This is a genomic window from Thauera butanivorans NBRC 103042 (assembly GCF_001591165.1).
Taxonomy (GTDB): domain Bacteria; phylum Pseudomonadota; class Gammaproteobacteria; order Burkholderiales; family Rhodocyclaceae; genus Thauera; species Thauera butanivorans.
Map to the genome: position 1 here is coordinate 128267 of NZ_BCUG01000002.1, position 23448 is coordinate 151714.

General features: G+C 65.1%; 26 protein-coding genes and 2 pseudogenes. 19 read left to right on the forward strand and 9 right to left on the reverse strand.

Annotation, left to right across the window (positions count from 1 at the left end):
• Window positions 1–10: 10 nt before the first annotated feature.
• The gene (locus TBU01S_RS00835; protein WP_068634740.1) at window positions 11–1843 is read right to left on the reverse strand and encodes a sulfatase-like hydrolase/transferase; all 1833 of its coding nucleotides are present in this window, start codon (window positions 1841–1843) and stop codon (window positions 11–13) included.
• A gap of 94 nt (window positions 1844–1937) precedes the next feature.
• Window positions 1938–2411 (reverse strand): CreA family protein, encoded by a 474-nt coding sequence (locus tag TBU01S_RS00840; protein ID WP_083953393.1) that lies wholly within the window; start codon window positions 2409–2411, stop codon window positions 1938–1940.
• A 233-nt stretch (window positions 2412–2644) separates the two neighbouring features.
• Here TBU01S_RS00840 and TBU01S_RS00845 point away from each other — a divergent pair, with 233 nt between their 5' ends.
• The 3 genes from TBU01S_RS00845 to TBU01S_RS00855 all read left to right on the forward strand — a co-directional run bounded on the left by TBU01S_RS00845 (window position 2645) and on the right by TBU01S_RS00855 (window position 4205).
• The gene (locus tag TBU01S_RS00845; RefSeq protein ID WP_068634742.1) at window positions 2645–3172 is read left to right on the forward strand and encodes a cytochrome c oxidase subunit 3 family protein; all 528 of its coding nucleotides are present in this window, start codon (window positions 2645–2647) and stop codon (window positions 3170–3172) included.
• A 16-nt stretch (window positions 3173–3188) separates the two neighbouring features.
• Entirely contained in the window at window positions 3189–3479 is a 291-nt protein-coding gene (locus TBU01S_RS00850; RefSeq protein ID WP_068634743.1) for a hypothetical protein, read from the forward strand.
• A 63-nt stretch (window positions 3480–3542) separates the two neighbouring features.
• Window positions 3543–4205, forward strand: coding sequence for an FABP family protein (locus TBU01S_RS00855; protein WP_068634744.1), 663 nt, complete (start codon window positions 3543–3545; stop codon window positions 4203–4205).
• An 18-nt stretch (window positions 4206–4223) separates the two neighbouring features.
• Here TBU01S_RS00855 and TBU01S_RS00860 read toward each other — a convergent pair whose 3' ends face one another.
• Both TBU01S_RS00860 and queG read right to left on the reverse strand, forming a co-directional pair.
• Window positions 4224–4424 (reverse strand): SlyX family protein, encoded by a 201-nt coding sequence (locus tag TBU01S_RS00860; protein ID WP_068634745.1) that lies wholly within the window; start codon window positions 4422–4424, stop codon window positions 4224–4226.
• 70 nt (window positions 4425–4494) lie between these two features.
• Entirely contained in the window at window positions 4495–5595 is a 1101-nt protein-coding gene (gene queG, locus TBU01S_RS00865) for a tRNA epoxyqueuosine(34) reductase QueG (RefSeq protein ID WP_245650807.1), read from the reverse strand.
• A gap of 30 nt (window positions 5596–5625) precedes the next feature.
• Here queG and tsaE point away from each other — a divergent pair, with 30 nt between their 5' ends.
• From tsaE to ispH, 7 genes are all read left to right on the forward strand, one after another.
• Window positions 5626–6156, forward strand: coding sequence for a tRNA (adenosine(37)-N6)-threonylcarbamoyltransferase complex ATPase subunit type 1 TsaE (gene tsaE / locus TBU01S_RS00870; protein WP_068634832.1), 531 nt, complete (start codon window positions 5626–5628; stop codon window positions 6154–6156).
• Entirely contained in the window at window positions 6096–7475 is a 1380-nt protein-coding gene (locus TBU01S_RS00875; RefSeq protein ID WP_068634747.1) for an N-acetylmuramoyl-L-alanine amidase, read from the forward strand. The genes tsaE and TBU01S_RS00875 overlap by 61 nt, the downstream gene beginning before the upstream one ends.
• 75 nt (window positions 7476–7550) lie before the next feature.
• Window positions 7551–8495 carry a bifunctional riboflavin kinase/FAD synthetase gene (locus TBU01S_RS00880; RefSeq protein WP_068634748.1) on the forward strand — a complete coding sequence of 315 codons (945 nt, stop codon included), beginning with the start codon at window positions 7551–7553 and terminating at the stop codon, window positions 8493–8495.
• A 56-nt stretch (window positions 8496–8551) separates the two neighbouring features.
• The gene (gene ileS, locus TBU01S_RS00885) at window positions 8552–11362 is read left to right on the forward strand and encodes an isoleucine--tRNA ligase (protein WP_068634749.1); all 2811 of its coding nucleotides are present in this window, start codon (window positions 8552–8554) and stop codon (window positions 11360–11362) included.
• A gap of 13 nt (window positions 11363–11375) precedes the next feature.
• Window positions 11376–11891 carry a signal peptidase II gene (gene lspA / locus TBU01S_RS00890; protein WP_439654536.1) on the forward strand — a complete coding sequence of 172 codons (516 nt, stop codon included), beginning with the start codon at window positions 11376–11378 and terminating at the stop codon, window positions 11889–11891.
• Entirely contained in the window at window positions 11888–12316 is a 429-nt protein-coding gene (locus TBU01S_RS00895; protein ID WP_068634751.1) for an FKBP-type peptidyl-prolyl cis-trans isomerase, read from the forward strand. Before lspA ends, TBU01S_RS00895 begins: the two co-directional genes overlap by 4 nt.
• 31 nt (window positions 12317–12347) lie before the next feature.
• Window positions 12348–13304: a 4-hydroxy-3-methylbut-2-enyl diphosphate reductase gene (gene ispH / locus TBU01S_RS00900; RefSeq protein ID WP_068634752.1), complete on the forward strand. Its 957-nt coding sequence runs from the start codon at window positions 12348–12350 to the stop codon at window positions 13302–13304.
• Window positions 13305–13308: 4 nt separating this feature from the next.
• Here ispH and TBU01S_RS00905 read toward each other — a convergent pair whose 3' ends face one another.
• The 5 genes from TBU01S_RS00905 to TBU01S_RS00925 form a co-directional block, all read right to left on the reverse strand.
• Complete coding sequence (locus TBU01S_RS00905; RefSeq protein WP_068634753.1) at window positions 13309–14337, reverse strand: GSU2403 family nucleotidyltransferase fold protein; 1029 nt, start codon at window positions 14335–14337, stop codon at window positions 13309–13311.
• A gap of 95 nt (window positions 14338–14432) precedes the next feature.
• Window positions 14433–14996: an SEL1-like repeat protein gene (locus TBU01S_RS00910; protein WP_068634754.1), complete on the reverse strand. Its 564-nt coding sequence runs from the start codon at window positions 14994–14996 to the stop codon at window positions 14433–14435.
• 258 nt (window positions 14997–15254) lie between these two features.
• Window positions 15255–16016: an IS21-like element helper ATPase IstB gene (gene istB / locus TBU01S_RS00915; RefSeq protein WP_439654537.1), complete on the reverse strand. Its 762-nt coding sequence runs from the start codon at window positions 16014–16016 to the stop codon at window positions 15255–15257.
• 11 nt (window positions 16017–16027) lie between these two features.
• Window positions 16028–17368: an IS21 family transposase gene (gene istA, locus TBU01S_RS00920; RefSeq protein ID WP_068634756.1), complete on the reverse strand. Its 1341-nt coding sequence runs from the start codon at window positions 17366–17368 to the stop codon at window positions 16028–16030.
• 14 nt (window positions 17369–17382) lie between these two features.
• Window positions 17383–17628: a hypothetical protein gene (locus TBU01S_RS00925; RefSeq protein WP_068634757.1), complete on the reverse strand. Its 246-nt coding sequence runs from the start codon at window positions 17626–17628 to the stop codon at window positions 17383–17385.
• A 159-nt stretch (window positions 17629–17787) separates the two neighbouring features.
• Here TBU01S_RS00925 and TBU01S_RS25210 point away from each other — a divergent pair, with 159 nt between their 5' ends.
• From TBU01S_RS25210 to TBU01S_RS00965, 9 genes and pseudogenes are all read left to right on the forward strand, one after another.
• The gene (locus TBU01S_RS25210; RefSeq protein WP_068634758.1) at window positions 17788–17967 is read left to right on the forward strand and encodes a pilin; all 180 of its coding nucleotides are present in this window, start codon (window positions 17788–17790) and stop codon (window positions 17965–17967) included.
• A 28-nt stretch (window positions 17968–17995) separates the two neighbouring features.
• The gene (locus TBU01S_RS23660; RefSeq protein ID WP_157659066.1) at window positions 17996–18430 is read left to right on the forward strand and encodes a hypothetical protein; all 435 of its coding nucleotides are present in this window, start codon (window positions 17996–17998) and stop codon (window positions 18428–18430) included.
• A gap of 134 nt (window positions 18431–18564) precedes the next feature.
• Entirely contained in the window at window positions 18565–18936 is a 372-nt protein-coding gene (locus TBU01S_RS00935; protein ID WP_068634759.1) for a hypothetical protein, read from the forward strand.
• Between the two features lie 13 nt (window positions 18937–18949).
• Window positions 18950–19759, forward strand: coding sequence for a hypothetical protein (locus TBU01S_RS00940; RefSeq protein ID WP_245650808.1), 810 nt, complete (start codon window positions 18950–18952; stop codon window positions 19757–19759).
• Window positions 19760–19880: 121 nt separating this feature from the next.
• Window positions 19881–20630 (forward strand): hypothetical protein, encoded by a 750-nt coding sequence (locus TBU01S_RS00945; RefSeq protein ID WP_245650809.1) that lies wholly within the window; start codon window positions 19881–19883, stop codon window positions 20628–20630.
• A gap of 156 nt (window positions 20631–20786) precedes the next feature.
• Window positions 20787–21857, forward strand: a pseudogene (locus TBU01S_RS00950) (transposase); the annotation flags it as partial.
• Between the two features lie 53 nt (window positions 21858–21910).
• A complete protein-coding gene (locus tag TBU01S_RS00955) occupies window positions 21911–22225 on the forward strand; it encodes a DUF1153 domain-containing protein (protein WP_068634834.1) in 315 nt (104 codons plus the stop codon).
• Complete coding sequence (locus TBU01S_RS00960) at window positions 22222–23043, forward strand: IS3 family transposase (protein ID WP_068634761.1); 822 nt, start codon at window positions 22222–22224, stop codon at window positions 23041–23043. The genes TBU01S_RS00955 and TBU01S_RS00960 overlap by 4 nt, the downstream gene beginning before the upstream one ends.
• A gap of 31 nt (window positions 23044–23074) precedes the next feature.
• A pseudogene (locus tag TBU01S_RS00965) lies at window positions 23075–23404 on the forward strand (transposase); the annotation flags it as partial.
• Between the last annotated feature and the right edge of the window lie 44 nt (window positions 23405–23448).

Below are 23448 nucleotides of genomic sequence, written 5' to 3' on the forward strand. Positions count from 1 at the left end.
GGCGTGGCCCTCAATGGCCGAGGAAACGCCTCAACCGTCCCATCTCGCCCTGCACCGTCGGCAACGTCGCACGCAGCACCGCTGATTCGTCGACCAGCACCCGGTCGTCGGCGCCGCTGACCTGTATCGCGGTGAAGCTGCCGCTGCCGAAGGGCAACACCACTTTGTAATCCTCGCCCAGGAAAGCCAGGCGGTCCCAGTCGCCGGCCAGCAGCACGCGGTTCGGCTGCGGGTCGAACAGGCTGTGGCCGATGGCGTAGTCGGACGGCGGATTGGTGACGCCGAGCAGCGGCAGGATCGTCGGCAGCAGGTCTGCATGGCTGGTGCGGGCATCGATGCGCCGAGGCTCCCGGCCCGGCACCCACAGCAGCAGCGGTACGCGCACCTGCTCATCGACGAAGGTGGAGTTGTGCCCCCAGCGGCCCTTTTCCATGAACTCCTCGCCATGGTCGCCGGTGATGACCACCAGCGTGTCGTCGAGCAGGCCGCGGCGTTCGAGATGCACCATCAGCTTGCCGAGCTGGCTGTCGAGATGGTGGACCGCGTTGATGTAGCGCTTGTGGATGCCGCCGATGTCGCGCCGCAGCTCCATGTCGGCATAGCTGAAATCTTCGAGATAGCCCGGCTCGATCGCCGACTCGGGCGGGAAGTTGTAGTTGGCGTGCGGCGACTCGAAGAACAGGAAGGTCATGAACGGACGCGCGGGATCGCGCTGGTCGACGAACTCGATCAGGCGGTCGACGTTGCGGCGGTCGCGCATCCAGGTTTCGCCTTCCGAATCCTCCACCATCTGCTCGCGCGGCACGTCGACGAACACGGTCTTGTCGAATTCCGGGTAGGTGAAACGCGCGCTGGTGAACAGCCGGATCTGATAGTCCTGATGCTGCAGCGCCTGGATCAGCGGGCTGCCGACGCGCGCGTCCAGCACCGGGAACCACAGGTTCGCCGGCAGGCTGTAGAACTGGCTGAAGACGCCGATGCGGGTGCCGTTGCCGCCGGAGAAATGGCGGGTGAAGTGCTGCGCCCGCTCGGCCAGCGCATGCATCTGCGGCATAACGCGCCGATCGAGCGTGTCCGCGCGCCACGACTCGGCCACCAGCCAGACGATGTTCAGCGGTCTGGCCGGCGGCTCGATGCGCAGCCGCGCCTGCGGATAGCGCAGGTTGCCGTCGAGTTTGGCGGTCGCCAGCGTGAGCCGCTGCGGACGCTCCCAGCCGAACTGCTTCTCGAACAGGCCGCGCATCGTCAGCGGCTGGTAGAAAGGCACGCGCTGGGCGTTTTCCAGCAGCGGCGTGTAACCGTAGAAATGGCTCACCGCATAGCCCAGGCGCTCGCCGACGGTGACGACGAGGAACAGGGGCAGCACCCATGCCAGTCGCGGCACGGGCACGGAGCCCCGCGCCAGCAGGCGTGCGGCAAGGAAAACCAGGATCTGCAGCACGAGGAAGCCGGCGGCGAGCAGCGCGAAGTCGCGCTCGGTCGAAGCCGACGAGCCCAGTGCGGCGATGCCCCCCGGCGTGGTCAGGATGTTCCACACGAAGCCGTTGAGATGGAAGCCATACAGCGTCCATAGCATGTGATCGCCAAACAGCGCGATCTGCACGACGCCGGCCAGCACCACCGCCAGCACCGCCGCCAGCCGGGGGGCGAAACGGCCCGCGACATGGACGACGAGCCATACCGGCGCCACGAACAGCAGGGCATAGCTGCCGACGAGGGCAAGCTGATACACCAGCAATCCGGACGGCGCGGCGAAATCGAAGAAGCGGCCCAGGTGCAGGGCAAAGACGATCCAGGTGAGGAACCAGTACAGGGCGCACTGGCGGCGGTCGGAAACGAACACGATGGGCTTTTTCCTCAGGGCGAAAGCATGGATGAAAAACAGGCGTGTCAGATTACCCGAGCGAATGTCGGGAAAACGTAAAAATTCTCATCCGTCAGCGCAGCCTGAGCTGCACCCCCGCCGGCAGCGGCACGGCAGTGACGTTGTTCTGCGGGCTGCCGTCGATGAGCCGGTCGCTATAGACGAGATAGACCAGCGTGTTGCGCCTGGCGTCGGCGATGCGCACGATCCGTACCTTCTTGAACAGGATCGACGAACGCTCGGAGAACACTTCCTCCTGTGGCTTGAGCGCTTCGATCAGGCTGATTTCGCCGACCTGGCGGCAGGCCACGGAAGCGTCGGCCGTATCCTCCGCCAGTCCCAGCGAACCCTTGATGCCGCCGGTGCGGGCACGCGACACGTAGCACGACACCCCTTTCACCTTCGGATCGTCGAAAGCCTCGACGACGATCTGGTGGTTGCGGCCGATCAACTTGAACGCCGTATCCACGGCACCGACGGTTTCGGCCTGCGCGCAGAACGGCAGCAGCGATGCGGCGCCGATGGCGCCCAGCATGATCCTCTTCAATTTCCTGGACTCCCACTGAAAGTGGCCGCAAGTATCGCACCGCGCGGCGCAATTTACCCTGGGTCAAGGCGCACGCGCCCGGACCGGCGGAAGATCGTGATTCTCCACGCCCCATGCCTGTCTGCGCCACTGCCATGTCATACGCCGCCACCGCCCTGCCGCACTCCCCGCCCGCCGAAGGCCCTCCCCCGGGCGGCCCTATCCCGGGCGGCCGCATCCCCGGCAGCAAGGCGATGTGGGTGGGCATCTTCTGCGAAGTCACCGAGTTCGCGCTGATGTTCGCGGTGTATTTCATCGCCCGCGCCCACTACCCCGAAGTGTTCCACGCCGGCCCCGAGCAGCTTTCGCTGCTGGCCGGCACGGGCTACACGCTGATGCTGCTGACCAGCGGCTGGTGCGTGGCCCGCGCGGTGCACTCGATGCGCGCAAACCGGCAAAGCGCCTGCCTGCGCTGGCTGATCGGCGCCTTCGTGTTCGGCGTCGGCTATCCGGTCATCAAGCTGTTCGAAGTGCGCTGGAACCTCGCCCACGGCCTCAACGGCGAAGCGGGCATGTTCATCGTCACCTACTACTACCTGACCTTCAACCACCTGATCCACGTCTTCTGGGGCCTGCTCGGCATGATCTGGGTGATGCTGCGCACCGTGACCGGCACCTACTCGGCCGAGGAATACTCCGGCCTGGAATCCTTCGCGGTGTATTGGCACACCACCGACATCATCTGGCTGATGATCTTCCCGCTGTTCTACGTGCTGCGATGAAAACGGAGAGCACGACATGAGCGAAACCCGCAAACTCGACCTGGCCTGGTTCGGCCTCGTGCTGCTCAGCGTGGGTGGCGCGATGCTGGGCGGAGGACAGGGCCACGGCTTCGGCGTCACGGTGCTGGTCGCGCTGGTGATGGGGCTCAAGGTCCGCATCGTCTGCGGCTACTATCTCGAGCTGCCCACCGCCACGCGGCGCATCCGCCGGGCGATGTACACCTTCTGCTACGGCATGCCGATCGTGGTGATCCTGACCAGTGTCTTCGGCGACACCATCGCGCGCGTGACCGGCGCGCTGCTGTGAGGCGTACCGGAGCCCGCGCGGCTGTGGCAAGCTTCACGGTTTTTCATCTCTCCCGAACCGGCCATGACAGACTTTCCCAAGGACATCTACACCGAACCCGAACCAGACCCCGATACGCTTGCCAATCTGGGGCCGCTGACCGGCATGGCGGGCATCTGGACCGGCGCCATCGGCCTCGACGTCAATCCGAAGGCCGACGGCCCGGAACGGCAGGCCTTCATCGAGCGCATCGAACTGCAGCCCATCGACGCCCAGACCAACGGGCCGCAGCTGTTCTACGGCCTGCGCTACCACACGCGCATCGTCAAGCCCGACGACGTCGAGACCTTTCACGACCAGGTCGGCTACTGGCTGTGGGAACCGGCGACCGGCGCCGTGATCCAGACGCTTTCGATACCGCGCGGGCAGGCGGCGATGGCCGTCGGCAAGGCCGCGGCGGACGCGAAGTCCTTCCGCCTGCAGGCGGTGCGCGGCTCCGAGATGAATGGGATCGTGTCGAATCCCTTCCTGGAGTACGCATTCAGAACGGACAGCTACACCATCACGGTGTCGATCAACGCCGACGGCACCTGGTCCTACGAGCAGGAAACCGTGCTGATCATCCCGGGCCAGGCGGAACCCTTCCGCCACACGGATCACAACACGCTGCACAAGATCGGCGAGCCCACGCCCAATCCCACCGCACAGGCGGCGGCCAGGAAGCAGGCAGAAGCCCAGCCGCAATGACGCCAGTCGGGCCTGGCGCTACCAGTGCGGCGGGATCTCGTCTTCCGGCCGGCCGGGGGCGCCGGGCTGGATGGTCTTGAGCTGCTGCGCGAGCTGGCGCACATGTTCGCGCAGCAGGTCCAGTTCCTGCTGCTGCCGCCACACCGTGCGGTTCAGTTCGTCGAGTTGGTCCTCGGCCGACATCATCTTGGTTTCGAGCGATTCGAGGCGGTCTTCCATGGGCTGTCCGGGTCTGGCGGTGAAAGGCATCAGGCGGCGATTCTAGCCGGGGGCGCCTAGCCGGGGGCGCCTAGCCGGCTGCCGGGCGGCCATGCTGCGCCAGCGCCCAGGCAACGTGCTCGCGCACCAGCGCCGACGGATGGTCGGCGCGGGACTGCAGCGCGGCCAGCACTTCCGCCGTGGTCGGCGCGTTGCCCAGTGCCACGGCGATGTTGCGCAGCCAGCGCTCGTGGCCGATGCGGTGGATGGGGCTGCCAGCGGTACGCTCGGCGAAGTCCGCCTCGCTCCAGGCGAACAGCTCGGCCAGGCCGGCGCTGTCCAGCCCATGGCGCGGCGCGAAATCCGGTTCCTTCGTCATCCTGGCGAAACGGTTCCACGGGCACACCAGTTGGCAATCGTCGCAGCCGTAGATGCGGTTGCCGAGCATCGGCCGCATTTCCTCCGGAATCGCGCTTTTCAGCTCGATCGTCAGGTAGGAGATGCAGCGTCGCGCATCGACGCGGTAGGGTGCGACGATGGCGCCGGTCGGACAGGCGTCGATACAGGCGGTGCAGCGGCCGCAGCGCGGCTGCACCGGCTCATCGACCGGCAGCGGCAGGTCGGTGAAGATTTCGCCGAGGAAGAACCACGAGCCGGCGCCGCGATCCAGCAGCAAGGTGTGCTTGCCGCGCCAGCCCAGGCCGTTGCGGCTGGCCAGTTCGACTTCCAGCACCGGCGCGGAGTCGGTGAACACCCGGTAGGTGTGCGGCACTTCGGCGGTGATGCGCTCGGCCAGCTTCTGCAGCCGGTTGCGCAGCACCTTGTGGTAGTCGCGTCCCAGCGCATAGCGCGACACATAGGCGCGCGTGCCGTTGGCCAGCGTGGCACGGGCTTCGGCCGCGCCGGGCCAGTAGTCGAGCCGCAGGCTGATCACGCGCAAGGTGCCCGGCTGAAGTTCGGCCGGCCGGGCGCGCTTCATGCCGTGGCGCAACATATAATCCATCTCGCCGTGGAAACCGGCTTCCAGCCAGGCGGCGAGTCCGGGTTCGGCGCTGCCCAGATCCACGCCGGCGACGCCGACGGCGCCAAAGCCCAGCTCCACCGCCCACTGGCGGATGCTCGCCAGCAAGGCGCCGCCGTCCAGCGTGGCAGCCGGCCCGTTAACCTGCCCCACGTCCAAGCCTGAATCCAAGCCCTTCACCGCCATCGACAAGAGGATTCCATGATCGAGTTGCTCAACGCTGCCGATGATAACGGCGCCTGCCTGCGCGCGCACTTGCCGACCGAAGCGGATACCGAAGCCATCGGCGCCGCGCTGGCCGAAGTGCTGCGCCCGGGACTGAAGATCTGGCTGCAAGGCAACCTCGGCATGGGCAAGACCACGCTCACTCGCGGGCTGCTGCGTGCACTCGGTCACGAAGGCAAGGTGAAAAGTCCGACCTACACCTTGATTGAACCTTACGTAGTTTCTAGATTAAACTTATATCACTTTGATTTTTATCGCTTCAATTCGCCCGACGAATACTCGGACGCGGGGCTGGACGAATACTTCGCCGATCAGGGCGTGTGCATCGTGGAATGGCCGGACAAGGCCCTTCCACATTTGCCGCTTCCCGACGTCGAAATCCGGCTCGACGCGCGGGATGCAGGGCGATTTGTGGAGATCGACGGAAGGACGGATGCGGGGCGAACATGCGTGATCGAACTGGTGAGAGCATTGCGGGGCGCGAACCCGGCGCCCGAACCGGATTGAATTCAGAAACCGACGCCGGCCGCCGCGGCACCGATCGCCGCAGCCTGCTGAAGTTCGCCGGCGCCACGCTGGCGCTGCTGGTCAGCCCGGCCGGCTTCGCCGCGCCCGCCAGCCTGCTCGCGGTGCGCGTCTGGCCCTCGCCGGAATACACCCGCATCACGCTCGAAGGCGCGAGCAGCCTGCGCTACACGCACATGCTGGTGCCGAACCCGGACCGCCTCGTCGTCGACCTCGAAGGCGTGCAGTTGAACAGCGTGCTGCAGTCCCTGCCCTCCAAGGTGCTGGACTCCGACCCCTACATCCGCCTGATCCGTGCCGGCCAGAACCGCCCCGGCGTGGTGCGCGTGGTGGTCGAACTGAAGGCGCCGATCAATCCGCAGGTGTTCACGCTGGCGCCGGTCGGCGACTACGGCCACCGCCTGGTGCTCGACCTGCACCCGACCGAAGAGCACGACCCGCTGCTGGCGCTGATCATGAAGGACTCGCCGATGGACGCCGCCGCCGGCGACACGGCGCAGAGCAGCAGCCAGGCCAGCACCGCCAACACCCGCCCGGCGCCGCAGCAGCGCAGCACCGCCCGCCGCGCCGAACCGGCGGTCAAGCGTCTGTACACCGTAGTGCTCGACCCCGGCCACGGCGGCGAAGACCCCGGCGCCATCGGCCGGGCCGGCAGTTACGAGAAGAACGTCACGCTGTCCATCGCCCGCCGCCTCAAGCGCAAGATCGACGCCGAGCCGAACATGCGCGCAGTGCTGACGCGCGACGGCGACTACTTCGTCCCGCTCGGGCAGCGCGTCGCCCGCGCGCGCAAGGTGCGCGCCGACCTGTTCGTCTCCATCCACGCCGACGCCTTCGTCAAGCCCGAGGCCAACGGCAGCTCGGTGTACGTGCTGTCCGAGCGCGGCGCCAGCAGTTCCGCGGCGCGCTGGCTGGCGCAGAAGGAAAACGACGCCGACCTGGTCGGCGGCGTCAATCTCACCCGCCAGGACGGCCACATCGCCCGCACCCTGCTCGACCTGTCGCAGACCGCCACGATCAACGACAGCCTCAAGCTCGGCCGCGCCATGCTCGGCGAGATCGGCGGCATCAACCGCCTGCACAAATCCGACGTCGAACAGGCCGGCTTCGCGGTGCTGAAGGCGCCCGACATCCCCTCGGTGCTGGTCGAGACCGCCTTCATCAGCAACCCGCAGGAAGAGCGCCGGCTCAATGACGAGGCCTACCAGGACAAGATGGCCAACGCCCTGCTGCGCGGCATCAAGCGCTATTTCGAAACCAACCCGCCGGCCGGGCCGGCCCGCGTCGCCAGTCTGGGCTGAGCGCGGCCGCCAGCACGCAGCCGAATCGGCAAAGCCTGTACTTTGCCGTTATAATTGCGCCTTTTTCAGGCGCTTATGCGGGTTTTTCGCGGGATTCCCGAGCATGCCGACACGGCCACGGTACTCACCATCGGTAACTTCGATGGCGTCCATCTCGGCCACCAGGCGCTGCTCAAGCTGCTTACCGACAAGGCACGTTCACTCGGCCTGCCGGCGGTGGTGCTCACCTTCGAGCCGCATCCGCGCGAGTATTTCGCCCCTGCAGATGCGCCTGCGCGCCTTGCCTCGCTGCGCGAGAAGCTGCTGCTGCTCGGCGCCGCCGGCGTCGATCGGACCTACATCTGCCGCTTCGACGCCCGCCTTGCCGCGCAGTCGGCGCAAGCCTTCATCGATGACACCCTGGTACGCGGCCTCGCCGTGCGCCACCTGTTCGTCGGCGACGACTTCCGCTTCGGCACGCGCCGCCAGGGCGACTTCGCCATGCTGCAGGCTGCCGGCGCGCAGCACGGCTTCACCGTCGAATCCATGCCCACGCTGGCGGTAGCTGGCGAGCGCGTATCGAGTTCCGCGGTGCGCTACGCCCTCGCCGCGGACGATCTGGCCCATGCCGCGCACCTGCTCGGCCGCCCCTACAGCATCGCCGGCCGCGTCAGCCACGGCGACAAGCTCGGCCGCCAGATCGGCTTCCCGACCGCCAACATCCAGATGAAGCACCGCCGCCCGGCGCTCACCGGCGTCTATGCGGTCAGCGTCGAAGGCCTGGCGGACGGCCCTGTCGCCGGCGTCGCCAACGTCGGTGTGCGTCCAACCGCCACGTCGAGCGGCCGCGCACGGCTGGAAGTGCATCTCTTCGACTGGACGCGGGAATGCTACGGCGCCCACATCCGTGTCCATTTCCTGCACAAGCTGCGCGCCGAACGAAAATTCGAATCCTTCGACGCGCTGCGCGCCCAGATCGCGCTCGACGCCGACAGCGCACGCCAGTGGCTCGCCGACAATCCCGACCGCCTGCAACCCTGACGCCTGCAAAGCAAACTGCCCGCGCCCCACAGACCCACGAGACCGACCTTCCCGCCATGGCCGACTACCGCAAGACGCTCAACCTGCCCGACACCTCCTTCCCGATGCGCGGCGACCTGCCCAAGCGCGAGCCGGGCTGGATTGCCGACTGGCAACAGCGCAGGCTCTACCAGCGCATCCGCAAGGCCAGCGCCGGCCGGCCCAAGTTCGTGCTGCACGACGGCCCGCCCTACGCCAACGGCAACCTGCACATCGGCCATGCGCTGAACAAGATCCTCAAGGACATCATCGTCCGCTCTAAGACGCTGGCCGGCTTCGATGCGCCCTACGTGCCGGGCTGGGACTGCCACGGCCTGCCGATCGAACACAAGGTCGAAGTCACCCACGGCAAGAACCTGCCCGCCGACAAGGTGCGCGAACTGTGCCGCGCCTACGCCGCCGAGCAAGTCGAGATCCAGAAGCAGGAATTCATCCGCCTGGGCGTGCTGGGCGACTGGGACAATCCCTACCTGACGATGAACTTCGCCAACGAAGCCGGTGAAATCCGCGCCCTGGCGGAAATGGTCAAGGCCGGCTACGTGTTCAAGGGCTTGAAGCCGGTGAACTGGTGTTTCGACTGCGGCTCGGCACTGGCCGAGGCCGAGGTGGAATACGCCGACAAGCAGTCGCCGGCCATCGACGTGGGCTTCCCCTGCGCGGAACCCGAGCGCCTGGCCGACATCTTCGGCGTGGGCATGCTGGCCAAGCCGGTGCTGGCGGTGATCTGGACCACCACGCCGTGGACCATCCCGTCCAACCAGGCGCTCAACCTGCATCCGGAATTCGACTACGCGCTGGTCGACACCGGCGAGCGCTACCTGCTGCTCGCCCACGACCTGGTCGCCGCCTGCCTGGAGCGCTACGGCCTCGATGGGCGCATCGTCGCCTCGGTGAAGGGCGCCCAGTTGGACCGCGTGCGCTTCCGCCACCCATTCTACGACCGCGAGTCGCCGGTGTTCCTGGGCGACTACGTCACCCTGGACGCGGGCACCGGCATCGTGCACAGCGCGCCGGCCTACGGCCTGGACGACTTCCAGTCCTGCCGCGCCAACGGCATGCAGAGCGACGAATTCCTCACCCCGGTGACCAGCGACGGCCACTTCGCCGCCGACCTGCCCTTCTTCGGCGGACTGAACATCTGGAAAGCCGGCCCGGCGATCCTCGACAAACTGCGCGAAGTCGGCAGCCTGCTCGCCGAAGCCAGGATCACCCACAGCTACATGCATTGCTGGCGCCACAAGACGCCGCTGATCTACCGCGCCACCGCGCAGTGGTTCGTCGGCATGGACAGGACGGTCGCCGACGGCTCCACGCTGCGCGAACGCGCGCTGCGCGCGGTCGAGGCCACGCGCTTCTTCCCCGCCTGGGGCCAGGCCCGCCTGCACGCCATGATCGCCAACCGGCCGGACTGGTGCATCTCGCGCCAGCGCAACTGGGGCGTGCCGATCCCCTTCTTCCTGCACAAGGAAAGCGGCGAACTGCACCCGCGCACCGTCGAACTGATGGAAGAAGTCGCCCAGCGCGTGGAACGGGAAGGCATCGAAGCCTGGTTCAAGCTCGACGCTTCTGAGCTGCTCGGCGCCGAGGCCGCGCAGTACGACAAGATCAGCGACACGCTGGACGTCTGGTTCGATTCCGGCACCACGCACAAGCACGTGCTGCGCGGCTCGCACGACGACGGCCACCCCGAAGGCCCGCGCGCCGACATGTATCTCGAAGGCTCGGACCAGCACCGCGGCTGGTTCCATTCCTCGCTGCTGACCGGCTGCGCCATCGACGGCCACGCGCCCTACCGCAGCCTGTTGACCCACGGCTTCGCGGTCGACGGCCAGGGCCGCAAGATGAGCAAGTCGCTGGGCAACGTCGTCGTGCCGCAGGAAGTCACCGGCAAGCTCGGCGCCGAAATCCTGCGCCTGTGGGTGGCCTCGACCGACTATTCCGGCGAACTGTCGATCTCCAAGGAAATCCTCGACCGCGTGGTCGAAGTCTACCGCCGCATCCGCAACACGCTGCGCTTCCTGCTCGCCAACACCGCCGATTTCGACATCGGCCGCGACGCGGTGCCGCTCGAACAGTGGCTGGACATCGACCGCTACGCGCTGGCCTTCACCCGCAAGCTGGCGCAGCAGGCCGAAGCCGACTATGCGCGGATGGAATTCCACCGCATCGTGCAGGCGCTGCAGGTGTTCTGCGCCGAGGATCTCGGCGCCTTCTACCTCGACATCCTCAAGGACCGCCTGTACACCACCGGCGCCGACAGCCTGCCGCGCCGCGCCGCGCAAACCGCGCTGTGGCACATCACCCAGACCCTGCTGAAGCTGATGGCACCGATCCTGTCCTTCACCGCCGAGGAGGCCTGGGCCAGCCTGAATCCGGCGAAGGACGGCGAGGAGCCGGACAGCATCATGCTGCACAGCTTCCATGCGCTACCGGCGCAGGAAGGCGAAGCCGGCCTGGTCGCGCGCTGGGAAATCATCCGCGCCGTGCGCGCCGACGGCCTCAAGGTCATCGAGGCGCTGCGCACCGAAGGCAGGGTCGGTTCGTCGCTGCAGGCCGAACTCGCACTGGCGCTGAGCGTCGACAAATTCGCCGCCATGAACAGCCTCGGCGAGGATCTGCGCTTCGTCACCATGACCTCGGCCGCCACGCTAAGCGAGGCCGCCAGCGCCGAAGACGAGCGCATCGCCGCCACGCCGAGCGAAGCGCAGAAATGCGAACGCTGCTGGCACTACGTCGAATCGGTCGGCAAACACGCCGAACACCCGACGCTGTGCGGCCGCTGCGTGAGCAACCTGTTCGGCGATGGCGAAACCCGCAGCCATGCCTAAGGTATTGCCCGCAATGCACAAAGCCTCCACCCCGCCTGCAGCGGCCAGGATGGCGCTGTGGGCCGCACTCGCCATCGTGGTCGCGGTGCTCGACCAGCTCAGCAAGCAATGGGTGCTGGACAGCCTGCACCTCGGCCAGGTGGTGCCGGTCACCGGCTTCTTCGACCTGGTGCTGGTATTCAACCCCGGCGCGGCCTTCAGCTTCCTGGCCGACCACGGCGGCTGGCAGCGCTGGTTCTTCACCGGGCTGGCTGCGATCATCTGCAGCTGGCTGCTGGTCGAGACCTGGCGCCATCGCACCGAAACGTTGCTGCCGACGGCGTTTGCGATGATCATCGGCGGCGCCGTCGGCAACGTCTACGACCGCCTGGTGCATGGCGCGGTGGTGGACTTCCTGCATTTCCACTACGCCGGCTACAGTTGGCCCGCGTTCAACCTGGCCGACTCGGCCATTACCGTCGGCGTGGTGCTGATGCTGTGGGGACAGTTCCGCCATGGCCGTCCGCCGTCCCCGGAGAAGCCATCGTGAGCCAGACCGTCCAGGCCAACAGCCTCGTCACACTGCACTACCGCATCTCGCTGCCCAACGGCCAGCCGCTGATCAGCACCTTCAACGCCACCCCGGCCACGCTGCAACTCGGCGCCGGCGAAATGCTGCCGGCCATGGAACAGCTGATGATCGGCCTCTCGCCCGGTACCCACCACGTCTTCGAGCTCGAAGCAGAACAGGCTTTCGGCCCCCACCGTGCGGAGCTGATCGAGCGCGTCAAGCGCGAACACATGCCCGACGAAGACATCGAAGCAATGAGCATCATGGAATTCACCGCGCCCGACGGCTCGCGCTACTCCGGCCTGGTGCGCGAGATCGACGAACAGTCGGCGCTGATCGACTTCAACCACCCGCTCGCCGGCAAATCCATCCGTTTCGAGGTGGAAGTGATCGGCGTGTCGTGAGCACCGCCCCAACCCCGACAGAGATGCGAACATGAGCGACAAGGAAATCCTGCTGGCCAACCCGCGCGGCTTCTGTGCCGGCGTCGAGCGCGCCATCGAGATCGTCGAACGCGCGCTGCAGCGCTTCGGCGCGCCGATCTACGTGCGCCACGAAGTGGTGCACAACAAGTTCGTCGTCGACGACCTGCGCAACAAGGGCGCCATCTTCGTCGAGGAACTGGACGAAGTCCCCGCCGGCAACACCGTCATCTTTTCCGCCCACGGCGTGTCGCTGGCCGTGCGCGACGAAGCGGAGCAGCGCGGCCTGCGCGTGTTCGACGCCACCTGCCCGCTGGTCACCAAGGTGCACATCGAAGTCGGCCGCATGCGCGAACAAGGGCGCGAGATCATCATGATCGGCCACAAGGGCCACCCCGAGGTCGAAGGCACGATGGGCCAGGTCAAGACCGGCATCCATCTGGTCGAAACCCCCGAGGACGTCGCCCACCTGCAGGTCGCCGACCCGGAACTGCTGGCCTACGTCACGCAGACCACGCTGTCGGTCGACGACGCCACCGCCATCGTCACCGCGCTGCGCGAACGCTTTCCCAGCATCGTCGGGCCGAAGAAGGACGACATCTGCTACGCCACGCAGAACCGCCAGGACGCGGTCAAGTTCATGACGCCGCACGCCGACGTGGTGTTCGTCGTCGGCTCCCGCAACAGCTCCAATTCCAACCGCCTGCGCGAAGTCGCCGAACTGCGCGGTGTGCCGGCCTACCTGGTCGACAACGCGGCTGGCATCGACCCCGCCTGGGTCGAAGGCAAGCGCCGCATCGGCGTCACCGCCGGCGCCTCGGCGCCGGAAGTGCTGGTCGCCGAAGTCATCGCGCGGCTGAAGGAACTCAGCGGCGGCTCGGTGCGCAACCTGGACGGCGTGCCGGAAAAAATCACCTTCCCGCTGCCGAAGGAACTGCAGACACGGGAGACGGCAGACCGGCAGGCGTGAAGCCTCAGAACATCAGGCCCGGCAGGCGAATGTCCGCTTCCTGCCCGAGTACGGACTGCGCCTGCTGCAGCATCTCCGCGCTGAAGTAGCGCAGCCGTGCCGGGTCGAACTCGAACGCGGGCAGCCAGGACAGGATCATCTGCGTGACCAGCACGGCCTGTGCACGATCGCGGGATTTCTTGACCGGCTCCCGATCAGGCCTTTCCGACAACCACGCCTTATGCAAGGCAAAGGCGCGTGGATCGGGTACCCGCATCATCACCGGCCGCCCGTCGGCCGCCACGGCGACAGCATCGTACTTGGGCGCATTGACCAGCCAATGCAGATTCGGAATCTCGACTGCAACAAGATCGTTCTGGCCGAATGTCACTTCCGCTGCATCGCGAAGATCTCGCTCTGGAATCACCAGATCGACCATGAAACCTTTGTCGTTGGCCGCACGGAAAGGCTGGTCGTTCAACGGTGCGAAGCTCGGGTCCACTTTCCGGAGCAGTCCGAGCAGACCGCTCCCATCGAGCTTTCGGGCAACGATGGAAAGCTGCCGGCGCGGATCGTAGAGCAGATCGACATCGCCCGAGGCCAGCAGCTCCATGCGGCAATGCACGCCGGCCATCGCTTCGAAACCGTGGATTGCATGCGTACCGACGACGCAAAAATCGTGCTCCATCCGCGCCGCCGCCAACCCGAGCAGGATGTCGCCGACGATGTTCGGCAAACGCCCCAGCCGCGCGGCCCGATTGAGCCGTGCCTGCTCCTTCATCCGGGCAGCCAGCGACTTCAAACGGGCCTCGGCCCTCACCTTCCCCTCGGAAAACGCCGCGAACAGCGCCTCGGTATCTGCATTGCGCGGGCCGAGTGACTTGCCATTGCCGCGTGCATCATGCAGACGCACCAGATACTGCAGCCCTTTCGACGAGGTCCAGCGCATGCCGTAGCGGTAGCTGCGCGCATGGTGCAGTGCATCTATCCATGCGCGGTACACCTGGTCCGACTCGACCATGAAGAGCTGCTGCTGATGTGCAAGTGCCTGCACGGAAGTTTTCCTGTAAAAAATAGAATTTCAATTTAACAGGAAAACTCTTTATATATCAATCACGAACAATCACTCTCAGCCGCGTGCAGGCCATGTCAGCCCGCGGTCTCCTCCAGCGCCGCCAGCACCACCTTGCGCTCGATGCCGTCGAGCGCGGCCTCCAGTTCGGCGGACGACAGCGCCCGACGCGCGGGGTCGTACAGAAACTGCACCATGTGCCGCGCAGTAGCGTGGCCGCGATTGGCTGCGCGGGCAATGAAATCGATGCCGCGCTTCTCGTCCGCCATCACACCCTGCCCCGCAATCAGGCAGCGCCCGAGCCAGTGCATCCCTTCGGGGTAATCCTGCCGCACCGACGCCTCGAACCAGCCCAGCGCATCTTCCGCACGCCCCTGGCCCAATAACAGCAGACCCAGATCGCACTGCGCTTCGGCATCCCCGCCATCCGCCGCAAGGACCAGCGCACGGTCGTCCGCAGCCAGGTCGAGCGGAGATAGCTTCAGTGCATCATCGAGACAGACGCGGGTCTGTGGATTTGCGGGGGGGGGGATAACAGAATTCACTTCCGTCCGCAAGACCCCATCGGCAATTCGCCGCCACAAGGTGCGCTTGCTCAGACCGGTCAGCGAAATCGCCGTGTTCAGGTTGATGAAATCCATGCCGCTTTTCCCAGGCTCCTGCAGGTGCGGCAGTGTAGCACCGCCCTTTCGCCGAGTTTGCCGAGCACGCCAAGTCAACGCGCGCCGAAAACGTCTGCCAACGTGCGTGCATCCAGGATGTTGTCCGCCCAGCATTCGAGGTCGGCCGTCAGGCCACTCCACCAGCAGCGGCACGTCCGGTTCGTGGAAGCGGTCGCCCAGGTGTCAAGGGGAGCGCAATTTTCCTCAGTGGCGGGAATTGAAATTTCCCCATCCCGTTCACGCTTCGGCCTGTTCCGGACGGACGAGGCCGGCCTTCAACTTCTCTTTCAGTCGATACGAGTTGCCGCGGATGTTCAGCGTGACGGCGTGATGCAGTAGCCGGTCGAGGATCGCGGTAGCGATCACCCGATCGCCGAACACCTCGCCCCAGGCGCCGAAGCTCTGGTTGCTGGTGAGGATCATCGGGCCGCGCTCGTAGCGGCGGCTGATCAGCTGGAAGAAGAGATTGGCGCCCAGCCGGTCGATGGGCAGGTAGCCGATCTCATCGATGATCAAGAGCCGCGGCGTGGTGAAGAACTTGAGCTTCTCATCGAGCCGCCCTTCGTTGTGCGCCTTGGTGAGGGTGGCGATGAGGTTCGCTGCGGTACTGAACAGCACCCGGTAGCCGGCCTCGATCGCCTTCAGTCCCAAGGCCACCGCCAAGTGGGTTTTGCCCACGCCCGGCGGACCGAGCACGAGGACGTTGTCGCCGTGCTCGATGAAGTGGCAGGAAGCGAGCGTCTGGACCTGCTTGCGATCGATCGAGGGCTGGTAGGAGAAGTCGAAGCTCTCCAGCGGCTTCACGAACGGGAAGCGCGCCATCGAGGTGCGCATCACCACGTTCTTGCTCGTCTTGGCGGCCACCTCCTCGGCGAGCACCTGCTCGAGGAAGTCGGCGTAGGCCAGTTCCTGCGCGGCGGCCTGCTGCAGGAGCGCTTCGAGGCGCTCGCGGCTCTTGAACAACCTCAGCTTCGTGAGATGCTCGGTCAGGCGTTCCAGTTGGGCGGGATTCATGCGGCCTCCAGCATCTGTTCGTAAATCGCCAAGTCACGCACCTCGACCTCCTCGTGGGCAGGGGGCGCCGGCCTTTCGAGCGGCTCGGCGAAGCGTTGGCGAGCATTGCGCGCCAATGCGCCCGGGCCGTGGGCCGGATCGATGCTCGACTGATGACGGCCGGCGAGCACCGGGTGCTCGGCCACGAGCTCGCCGCGGTAGCGGATCTGCCAGGTGCCGCCGGCGCGCACCACCTGCACGCTCTTGCCGATCAGCCGGCACGGCACCGAGTAGCGGTTGGCGTCGATCGAGACCAGCCAGTCGTCGGCCACGACCCGCTCGCGTACCATCGCCTCGAGGAAGCTTGCCTGGCCGGCGGTGGCAACCAATGCGGGCGCTTCCTCGGCGAAGCGCTCGATCGGACGCTGGTGCGTCGTGCCGTGCACGCGCAGGTCGGCCACGTCCTGCGACCACTGGTGAAGCTGCGCGTTGAAGTCGTCCAGATCCCGAAACACGCGGCCCGGCACGAAGTTGCGCTTGACGTACTTCACCCCCGATTCGACCTTGCCCTTGGTCTGCGCCCGATAGGGGCGGCACAGCCGCGGTTCGAACCCCCAATGCTTGGCAAAGGCATCGAAGGTGGCGTTCCACACCGGTTTGCCGTCCTCCGTGCCAAGCACGACGGTGCGCATGCGGTCGTACAGCAGCTCGGCGCAGCGTCCGCCGAAATGCGCGAACGCGTGTTCGTGAGCGGCCAGGAGCGAGCTGAGCCGTTCGTGCTCGAAACCTTCGACGTAGGCGCGCCGCGAGTAGCCCAGCGTCATCACGAAGACGTGAACCCGGGCGACTTCGCCGCCCAGCCTCACCTTCACCTGGCCCCAGTCGACTTGCGCCTGCTGACCCGGCGCCGTCTCGAAGCGGCGCTGCGTCAGCGAGGCGGCCACCGCTTCGGCCCGCAGCGGCCTTACGGCGTTCTTCACCGTGTCGTAGCCGCCTACGTAACCGCGCTGGGCCACCAGTTCCTGGTACAGGATGCGCGCCGAGTAGCGCACCTGCGTGGCACGCGCCTCAAGCCACTCCAGATGCGGGGTCAGCAGCGTTTGCGCGACTTCCTCCCGGCGGTATGGCTGCCATTCCGACTTCGCCAGCCAGCCTCTGACCGTCTTGCGGTCCAGATCCAGCTGCCGCGCGATCGCCGACACGCTCAAGCCGGACTGGCGCAACCGCCGAATCTCCTCCCAACGTTCCTTGCCGACCACCGCCGTCTCCCCGCCGTGTGCCAAGGCGGGCAGCGTAGCGCGGGCGCCGACGGTGTCGGCCCGAGGGCCGACACCGTCGGCCACTTCGTTTCCTTCCATCTTTGAACCCCTCATCAAAGGTGGGTGGGGAAAATTCGTTTCCCATCACTGGGGATTATTGGAGTCCTACTGACACCCAGGCGCTCCTTGAGCTGTTCCTGGCGGATCGGGGTGATGCGCGCGCTGTCATCGATGCCCTGCGCTTCGGCCTGGGCGAAGAACTCCAGCGCCTGGCGCGGGTAGTCGAGGATCAGCTTCTGCGTGCCAGCAATGCCCTCACTGTGCCAACTCTTCTCGTGGCACAGCCCAGCCCATGCCACCGGGCGCGGACGCCCTGCCCCACGCCGTGCCAGCCCTAAAAGTCCGTGAAATAGCTCACGCAGAAATAGCTGGCACGGCAGTTGCGATAGGAAAGCCGGAAGGTGACGAAAGCATGACTGCTCAGGCACCCCGAAATTACAACCAACCAGGAGCACAAAATGAAAAAGGTGCAAAAGGGTTTCACCCTGATCGAATTGATGATCGTCGTGGCGATCATCGGCATTCTGGCCGCTGTGGCGATTCCGCAGTTCAATGAATACCGTGCCAAGGCGAATGACGCCACTGCCAATGCGGACGCCCGGAATGGCGAAACCGTAATGATGGCTGCGCAGATTTGATCAATCAAGCTTCGAAAGGAATTCAATCATGAAGAACAAACTGCTCGTGCTGTTGCTTGGCGCCGCTTTTTCGTCAATGTCGCTTGCCGACCCGGTCGTGCTTTCGCCTGGAGAAGTCAATACGATTGCTGGTATTGGCGGCGATGGAGAGCTCCAGTGCGACCTGCTGAGCGAAACGGTCCGCGTCGGGCTCTCTGCCAATGTTCGCGGAGTGATCGAATGCAACACCGAGGATAGCGTCACAGCAATCGCCACCTGCCATACTGCAGGTCGAAAGGTTTTCAATGCCCCCATTACCGATGCAGAAACGGGAGCCGTTACGCCGACTGACGTAACGCAAGGCATCATTTTTACATCGTCCTCGCTGGGCGGAAAAATTGGCGTCGTGGAAGGTGATGGATGCACAGGCGATGGGGGCCTCACAACGGCCTCTGCTGAGGCTGCAACCCCTCCCACCCCATAACATAGGCATAACTGCTTAGCGTACAGAAGGGGAAGGCCGGCACACACCGGCTTCCCCTTTTATCATGAATTGTCCAATCCATTCCGTACCTACGGCATATAACAACTAGCGACTTCCAGTGCCGGAGTTCTCTCATGTCACTCCACCATACTGGTTTACTGATCATTTTCGTCCTTCTCCACGGCAATGCCATCGCCGCACCAGTCGTTTCCGGGGAAATCATCACCGCAGGCAGCAGCGGGGATTGCGCGCTGCTGCAAACCGGGATCACGCTCCATCTGTCGCATCAGGTCAAGGGCGCCTACCTGTGCGGCACGGCAGCCATCGGCTTATCGACCTGCCATCCGGGCGGCAAGCGCACGCTGACACTCAACGACGGTTCGAGCAGCAGTACCGGCGTCGTCTTTCAGGCACTCACGGGGGGCGGCAAGATCACGCAGGCAGCAGATTGCCCGCCAGGAAACGAGCAGATTCCGGACAGTCTGGTGCGGTCGGACACACCGTGAGCACAAAAACACAATGATCCGCTTGACAGATTTCTCCGTCGGCATCCGCCTCACGCTGCGCGCCCGCTTCCTCAGCATCTCGCTGTGGCTGCTGGCCGCCGTGCTGATTGCCGCCTTCATGGCCGCGCAATTCAGCGGCCGCCAGCCCGCTACCCTGGCACTGGACGTGGGGCTGTCGCTGATCCGCATCACCCTGCCGATCTTCGGCGTACTGATGCTTCAGGAACTGATCTCGCGCGAGTTCGAGCGCAAACTCTTCCTGAGCACACTGACCTACCCCCGCCCCCGCCATGCCTTTCTGCTGGGCCGCCTTGCCGCGCTGGGGCTGCTGATGGCAGCGTTGCTGGCTGTGCTGGCCGCTTCGCTGGCCGCGCTCACCCACTGGATCGGTCAAGGCTATGCGCAGTCCACGCCGGTATCGCTCGGTCTGCCTTATCTCATCACCATCGGCTTCATCCTGCTCGACCTGTGGGTCATCCTCGCGCTGGGCGCGCTGCTGGCGGTGGTGGCGTCCACGCCCAGTTTCGTGCTGATCGGCACGCTGGGCTTCATGCTGGTGGCACGTTCCTTCTCCACCATCGTCGCCTTACTGCAGCGCGAAAGCTGGCTGGTGGAAAACGCCGAAGTTTATGGCGGATCGCTGGGCCTGCTGGGCTATGCGCTGCCCGACCTGGCCGCGCTGGACGTGCGCATGATCGCGCTGTACGGCCAGATGGACCTGCTGCCGGCACAGTGGCCGTGGCATGTGGCCAGCGCGCTGGCCTATTGCACGGCATTGACGGCGGTAGCGGTGTGGGCGCTGACGCGCAAGCGCTTCGCCTGACGGGGCGCACATGACTGCAACACACGCCAACAAGGCCCTGCTGATCGCCCTCGCCGGCTTCGGTGCGTTTGCCGCGCTGGTGCTGGGCCGAGGCCCCTTGCAGGCGCCACCGCAGCCAGCCGTGGCCGACCGGGTGGTGATTTCCGCGCCGGTGCAGGTGCTGCTGGCAGGCGGCGACCGCTTTTTGGCCGCGGATTTCGAAGCCATCCGTGCAGCGGCAACGGCCGACGACAGCACCGCTGACAACGAGGCCAGTGCCTCCTTCCGCATCCGCGCGCATCGGGTGGTCGCGCAGTTGAATCCCTGCCACGAGGACAACTACTACATCGCCAACGCCATGCTGTCCTGGGGCGGCGCACCGTCCGAAGGGCTGGACGTGCTGCGCCGGGCGACGGATTGCCGGATGTGGGACGAATACCCAGCCTTTTACCTCGGCTTCAATGAATGGTTTTTCAACCGCGACGCCGCCGCCGCCCGCAACGCGATGGAGCTGGCCAGCGACCGCGCCGCCGACCCGCAACAAGCCGCCACACTGCGCCGCATGGGCGTGATGATCGAGGCCGGCGAGTTTGCCGACCAGCGCGTCGCGCTGGCCTTTCTACGCCAGGAGCGCGCGCAAGCCGGCGACGACAAACTGCGCGAAATGCTCGACAGGCGGATCATCCGCCTGGAAGGCTTGATTGCTTTGCGCGATGCCCAGGCACGCTACGAAACGCAAGCCGGTCAGCCCTTGGCTCACCCGCAAATGTTGCTGGACGAAGGCTTGCTTGATGCTTTCCCCAACGATCCGTTACGGCTGGGTTATGAGTTTACTGACGGGCAGTTTCGGTTACGGGAAGTGAAAGTGCCCGGGATGAAGCGTGGACGGTAGGTGGTGCTTGCTTCACGGACTATGCCATCTCACGCGGAAGTCAGCGGGGACTCTGTGGTTAATCGGCGGGTGAGTGAACGGCTGCGATCGACCGATGCTGTTGAAAAACCCGGCGGTAAAATATGTCCTATGGATTGATGCGCTGGGGTGGCCAGGATGATGGGGCAGCAGAAGGGCAATCAGGACAGGCTATTCTACAGCTTCAACCTGGAGGATCACATTCCCGCCAACCACTTGCTGCGGGCCATTGACCGCTGCCTGGACCTGAAGGGGCTACGCCCCCACCTGGAAGACCACTACAGCACCACCGGGCGCCCCTCGGTCGATCCGGAATTGATGATCCGCATGCTCATCATCGGCTACTGCTATGGCATCCGTTCCGAGCGCCGGCTGTGCGAGGAGGTCCATCTCAATCTGGCTTACCGCTGGTTCTGCCGCCTGGGGCTGGAGGATGCGCTCCCCAACCACTCCACCTTCTCCAAGAACCGGCACGGGCGTTTCCGGGAGAGCGACACCTTCCGCTGGCTCTTCGATGAAGTGGTGCGCGCCTGCATGGCGGCCGGCCTGGTCAAGGGAGAAGGGTTTGCCATGGATGCCAGCATTGTGGCGGCCGAGGCGAGCACCAAACTAGCCATGCCGGGGGACGAGCCCTACGTCTGGCAGAACCCGGCTCATTGCAGCCGGGCTGTGCGCGAGTATTTGGAGAACCTGGATGATGAGATGTTTGCCGAGACCGTTCCCAAACGGATTTCCCTGAGCGACCCGCAATCCCGCTGGACAGCCGCCCCGGGCGGGCCAGCCTTTTTCGCCTACTCCACCAATTACCTCATCGATGTCGCCCATGGTGTGATCCTCGATGTGGAGCCCACGCCGGCCCACCGGACGGCAGAGGTGGAATCCACCAAGACCATGGTGGAACGGGTCGAGGAACGCTTCGACCTCACCCCGCACCGACTCATCGGCGATACCGCTTATGGCACAGCGCCGATGTTGGGCTGGATGGTCGAGGAGAAAGGAATCGAGCCCCATGTGCCGGTCTGGGACAAGAGTGAGCGTCGGGACGACACTTTCCCCAGCAGCGATTTCTCGTGGGATGCAGAGAAGAAGGAATATCGTTGCCCGGCCGGCAAGGCGCTCAAGCACAACTGGCGCCCCTTCAAGAAGCCGCGGAGCCATATTACCCAGGCCGATACCGTTGTCTATCGCGCCAGCCAACATGACTGCGCAGCTTTGTATTGACCCAGTGAAAACCTGCTCACGTCATAATCGAGGAAATGACGATGAGCACGAAGATGGAAGAAGACATCAAACGCTGGACGGCCAAGCGCAAAAGCGCGCTGGTGCTGGACATCATCCAAGGCAAGACGACAGTGGCCGAGGCGAGCCGCCAGTACGACCTGTCACCATCGGAAGTCGAGCAGTGGGTGGGTGACGGCAAGCGGGGTATGGAGAACGCCCTGCGAGCCAGCCCGCAGGATGTCCGTGAGCAGTACGAGCGCCAGCTTAAAGAGCTGCAAGAGGCGTACGGCGAAGCGATGCTGGAGCTGCGCGCCAGAAAAAAATTGCAGTCCCTGCTGGGCGAGGACGAGAAGTGATCGAGACGATCCGCCAGGGACTGCAAGCAGATGGCATCACCGTCTCGATCGCCAAGCTGTGTCGCTGGTTCGGTGTGCCGCGCCGCACGGTGTACTACAAACCAGTTAAGTCCGCGCCGAAGGTTGACCCGAAGTTCGCCACGCCGATCAAGGCGATGATCGAGGAGTCGCCGTCGTTTGGATACCGGACCGTCGCGCACCTGCTGGGGTTCAACAAGAACACCGTGCAGCGCGTGTTCCAGTTGATGGGCTGGCAGGTTCGTAAGCGGCCGATCGGCTTCAGGCCTCGGATCCAGGCGCTGCCATCGGTGGCAACGATGCCTAACGAGCGCTGGTCCACGGACATGTGCCGGGTGTGGGCTGGCCGGGACGGTTGGGCAACGCTGGCGCTGGTGATCGACTGTCACACGCGCGAACTCTTAGGCTGGCACCTGTCTCGCAGCGGCAAGGCCTGCACCGCGGGCAGCGCTCTTGAACATGCCTTGATTGCGCGCTTCGGGACATTAGGCCGTGTGCCGAAGCCGTTCCTGTTGCGCTCGGATAATGGGCTGGTGTTCACGTCGCGCAGCTACACCGCACTGGTACGCGGCTATGGGTTGCGCCAGGAGTTCATCACGCCGCATTGCCCTCAGCAGAACGGTATGGTCGAGCGCGTGATCCGCACGCTCAAAGAGCAGTGCGTGCATCGGCATCGCTTCGAGACGATCCAACATGCCAACCGCGTGATCGGCGACTGGATACGCTTTTACAACGACCGGCGACCACACCAGGCGCTCGGCATGAAGACCCCGGCTGAGGCATTTGCTTTAGCCGCTTAACCTGAGCAGGTTCTGCTGGGTCAATACAGCTTGCCCAATGAAGGCCAAGTGCTGCCCGAATACCCCCATGCGGAAAATCGCCCGTAGCATCCATGAGGATGCCCGGGAAATGGCTCGGTGCATCCGAAAGACTGCCCAATACCAGCAATCCCGGTGTGAGCGGAAAAAAGTCGAGATGCTCTTTGCCCATCTCAAGTGCATCCTCAGACTCGACCGCCTGCGACTACGGGGCATGAACGGCGCCCGGGATGAATTCACCTTGGCGGCTGCAGTCCAGAATCTGCGTCGGCTGGCCAAGCTGGCCAGTCCTCCGCGGCCCTTTGGCGGGCAAATTGCGTCCACAGCGCAGGAAATTGGGTGAAATGACCTAGAAAACCCGCTTCGCCATCCAGAAATCGGGGGCTT

Bases quoted from the DNA above. Each gene is read 5' to 3' on its own strand.
- TBU01S_RS00845 (WP_068634742.1), top strand. From the start codon at position 2,645: ATGTGGGTGGGCATCTTCTGCGAAGTCACCGAGTTCGCGCTGATGTTC.
- TBU01S_RS00850 (WP_068634743.1), top strand. From the start codon at position 3,189: ATGAGCGAAACCCGCAAACTCGACCTGGCCTGGTTCGGCCTCGTGCTG.
- TBU01S_RS00855 (WP_068634744.1), top strand. From the start codon at position 3,543: ATGACAGACTTTCCCAAGGACATCTACACCGAACCCGAACCAGACCCC.
- TBU01S_RS00860 (WP_068634745.1), bottom strand. From the start codon at position 4,424: ATGGAAGACCGCCTCGAATCGCTCGAAACCAAGATGATGTCGGCCGAG.
- tsaE (WP_068634832.1), top strand. From the start codon at position 5,626: ATGATCGAGTTGCTCAACGCTGCCGATGATAACGGCGCCTGCCTGCGC.
- TBU01S_RS00875 (WP_068634747.1), top strand. From the start codon at position 6,096: ATGCGTGATCGAACTGGTGAGAGCATTGCGGGGCGCGAACCCGGCGCC.
- TBU01S_RS00880 (WP_068634748.1), top strand. From the start codon at position 7,551: ATGCGGGTTTTTCGCGGGATTCCCGAGCATGCCGACACGGCCACGGTA.
- ileS (WP_068634749.1), top strand. From the start codon at position 8,552: ATGGCCGACTACCGCAAGACGCTCAACCTGCCCGACACCTCCTTCCCG.
- lspA (WP_439654536.1), top strand. From the start codon at position 11,376: ATGCACAAAGCCTCCACCCCGCCTGCAGCGGCCAGGATGGCGCTGTGG.
- ispH (WP_068634752.1), top strand. From the start codon at position 12,348: ATGAGCGACAAGGAAATCCTGCTGGCCAACCCGCGCGGCTTCTGTGCC.
- TBU01S_RS00910 (WP_068634754.1), bottom strand. From the start codon at position 14,996: ATGGATTTCATCAACCTGAACACGGCGATTTCGCTGACCGGTCTGAGC.
- istA (WP_068634756.1), bottom strand. From the start codon at position 17,368: ATGGAAGGAAACGAAGTGGCCGACGGTGTCGGCCCTCGGGCCGACACC.
- TBU01S_RS25210 (WP_068634758.1), top strand. From the start codon at position 17,788: ATGAAAAAGGTGCAAAAGGGTTTCACCCTGATCGAATTGATGATCGTC.
- TBU01S_RS23660 (WP_157659066.1), top strand. From the start codon at position 17,996: ATGAAGAACAAACTGCTCGTGCTGTTGCTTGGCGCCGCTTTTTCGTCA.
- TBU01S_RS00935 (WP_068634759.1), top strand. From the start codon at position 18,565: ATGTCACTCCACCATACTGGTTTACTGATCATTTTCGTCCTTCTCCAC.
- TBU01S_RS00940 (WP_245650808.1), top strand. From the start codon at position 18,950: ATGATCCGCTTGACAGATTTCTCCGTCGGCATCCGCCTCACGCTGCGC.
- TBU01S_RS00955 (WP_068634834.1), top strand. From the start codon at position 21,911: ATGAGCACGAAGATGGAAGAAGACATCAAACGCTGGACGGCCAAGCGC.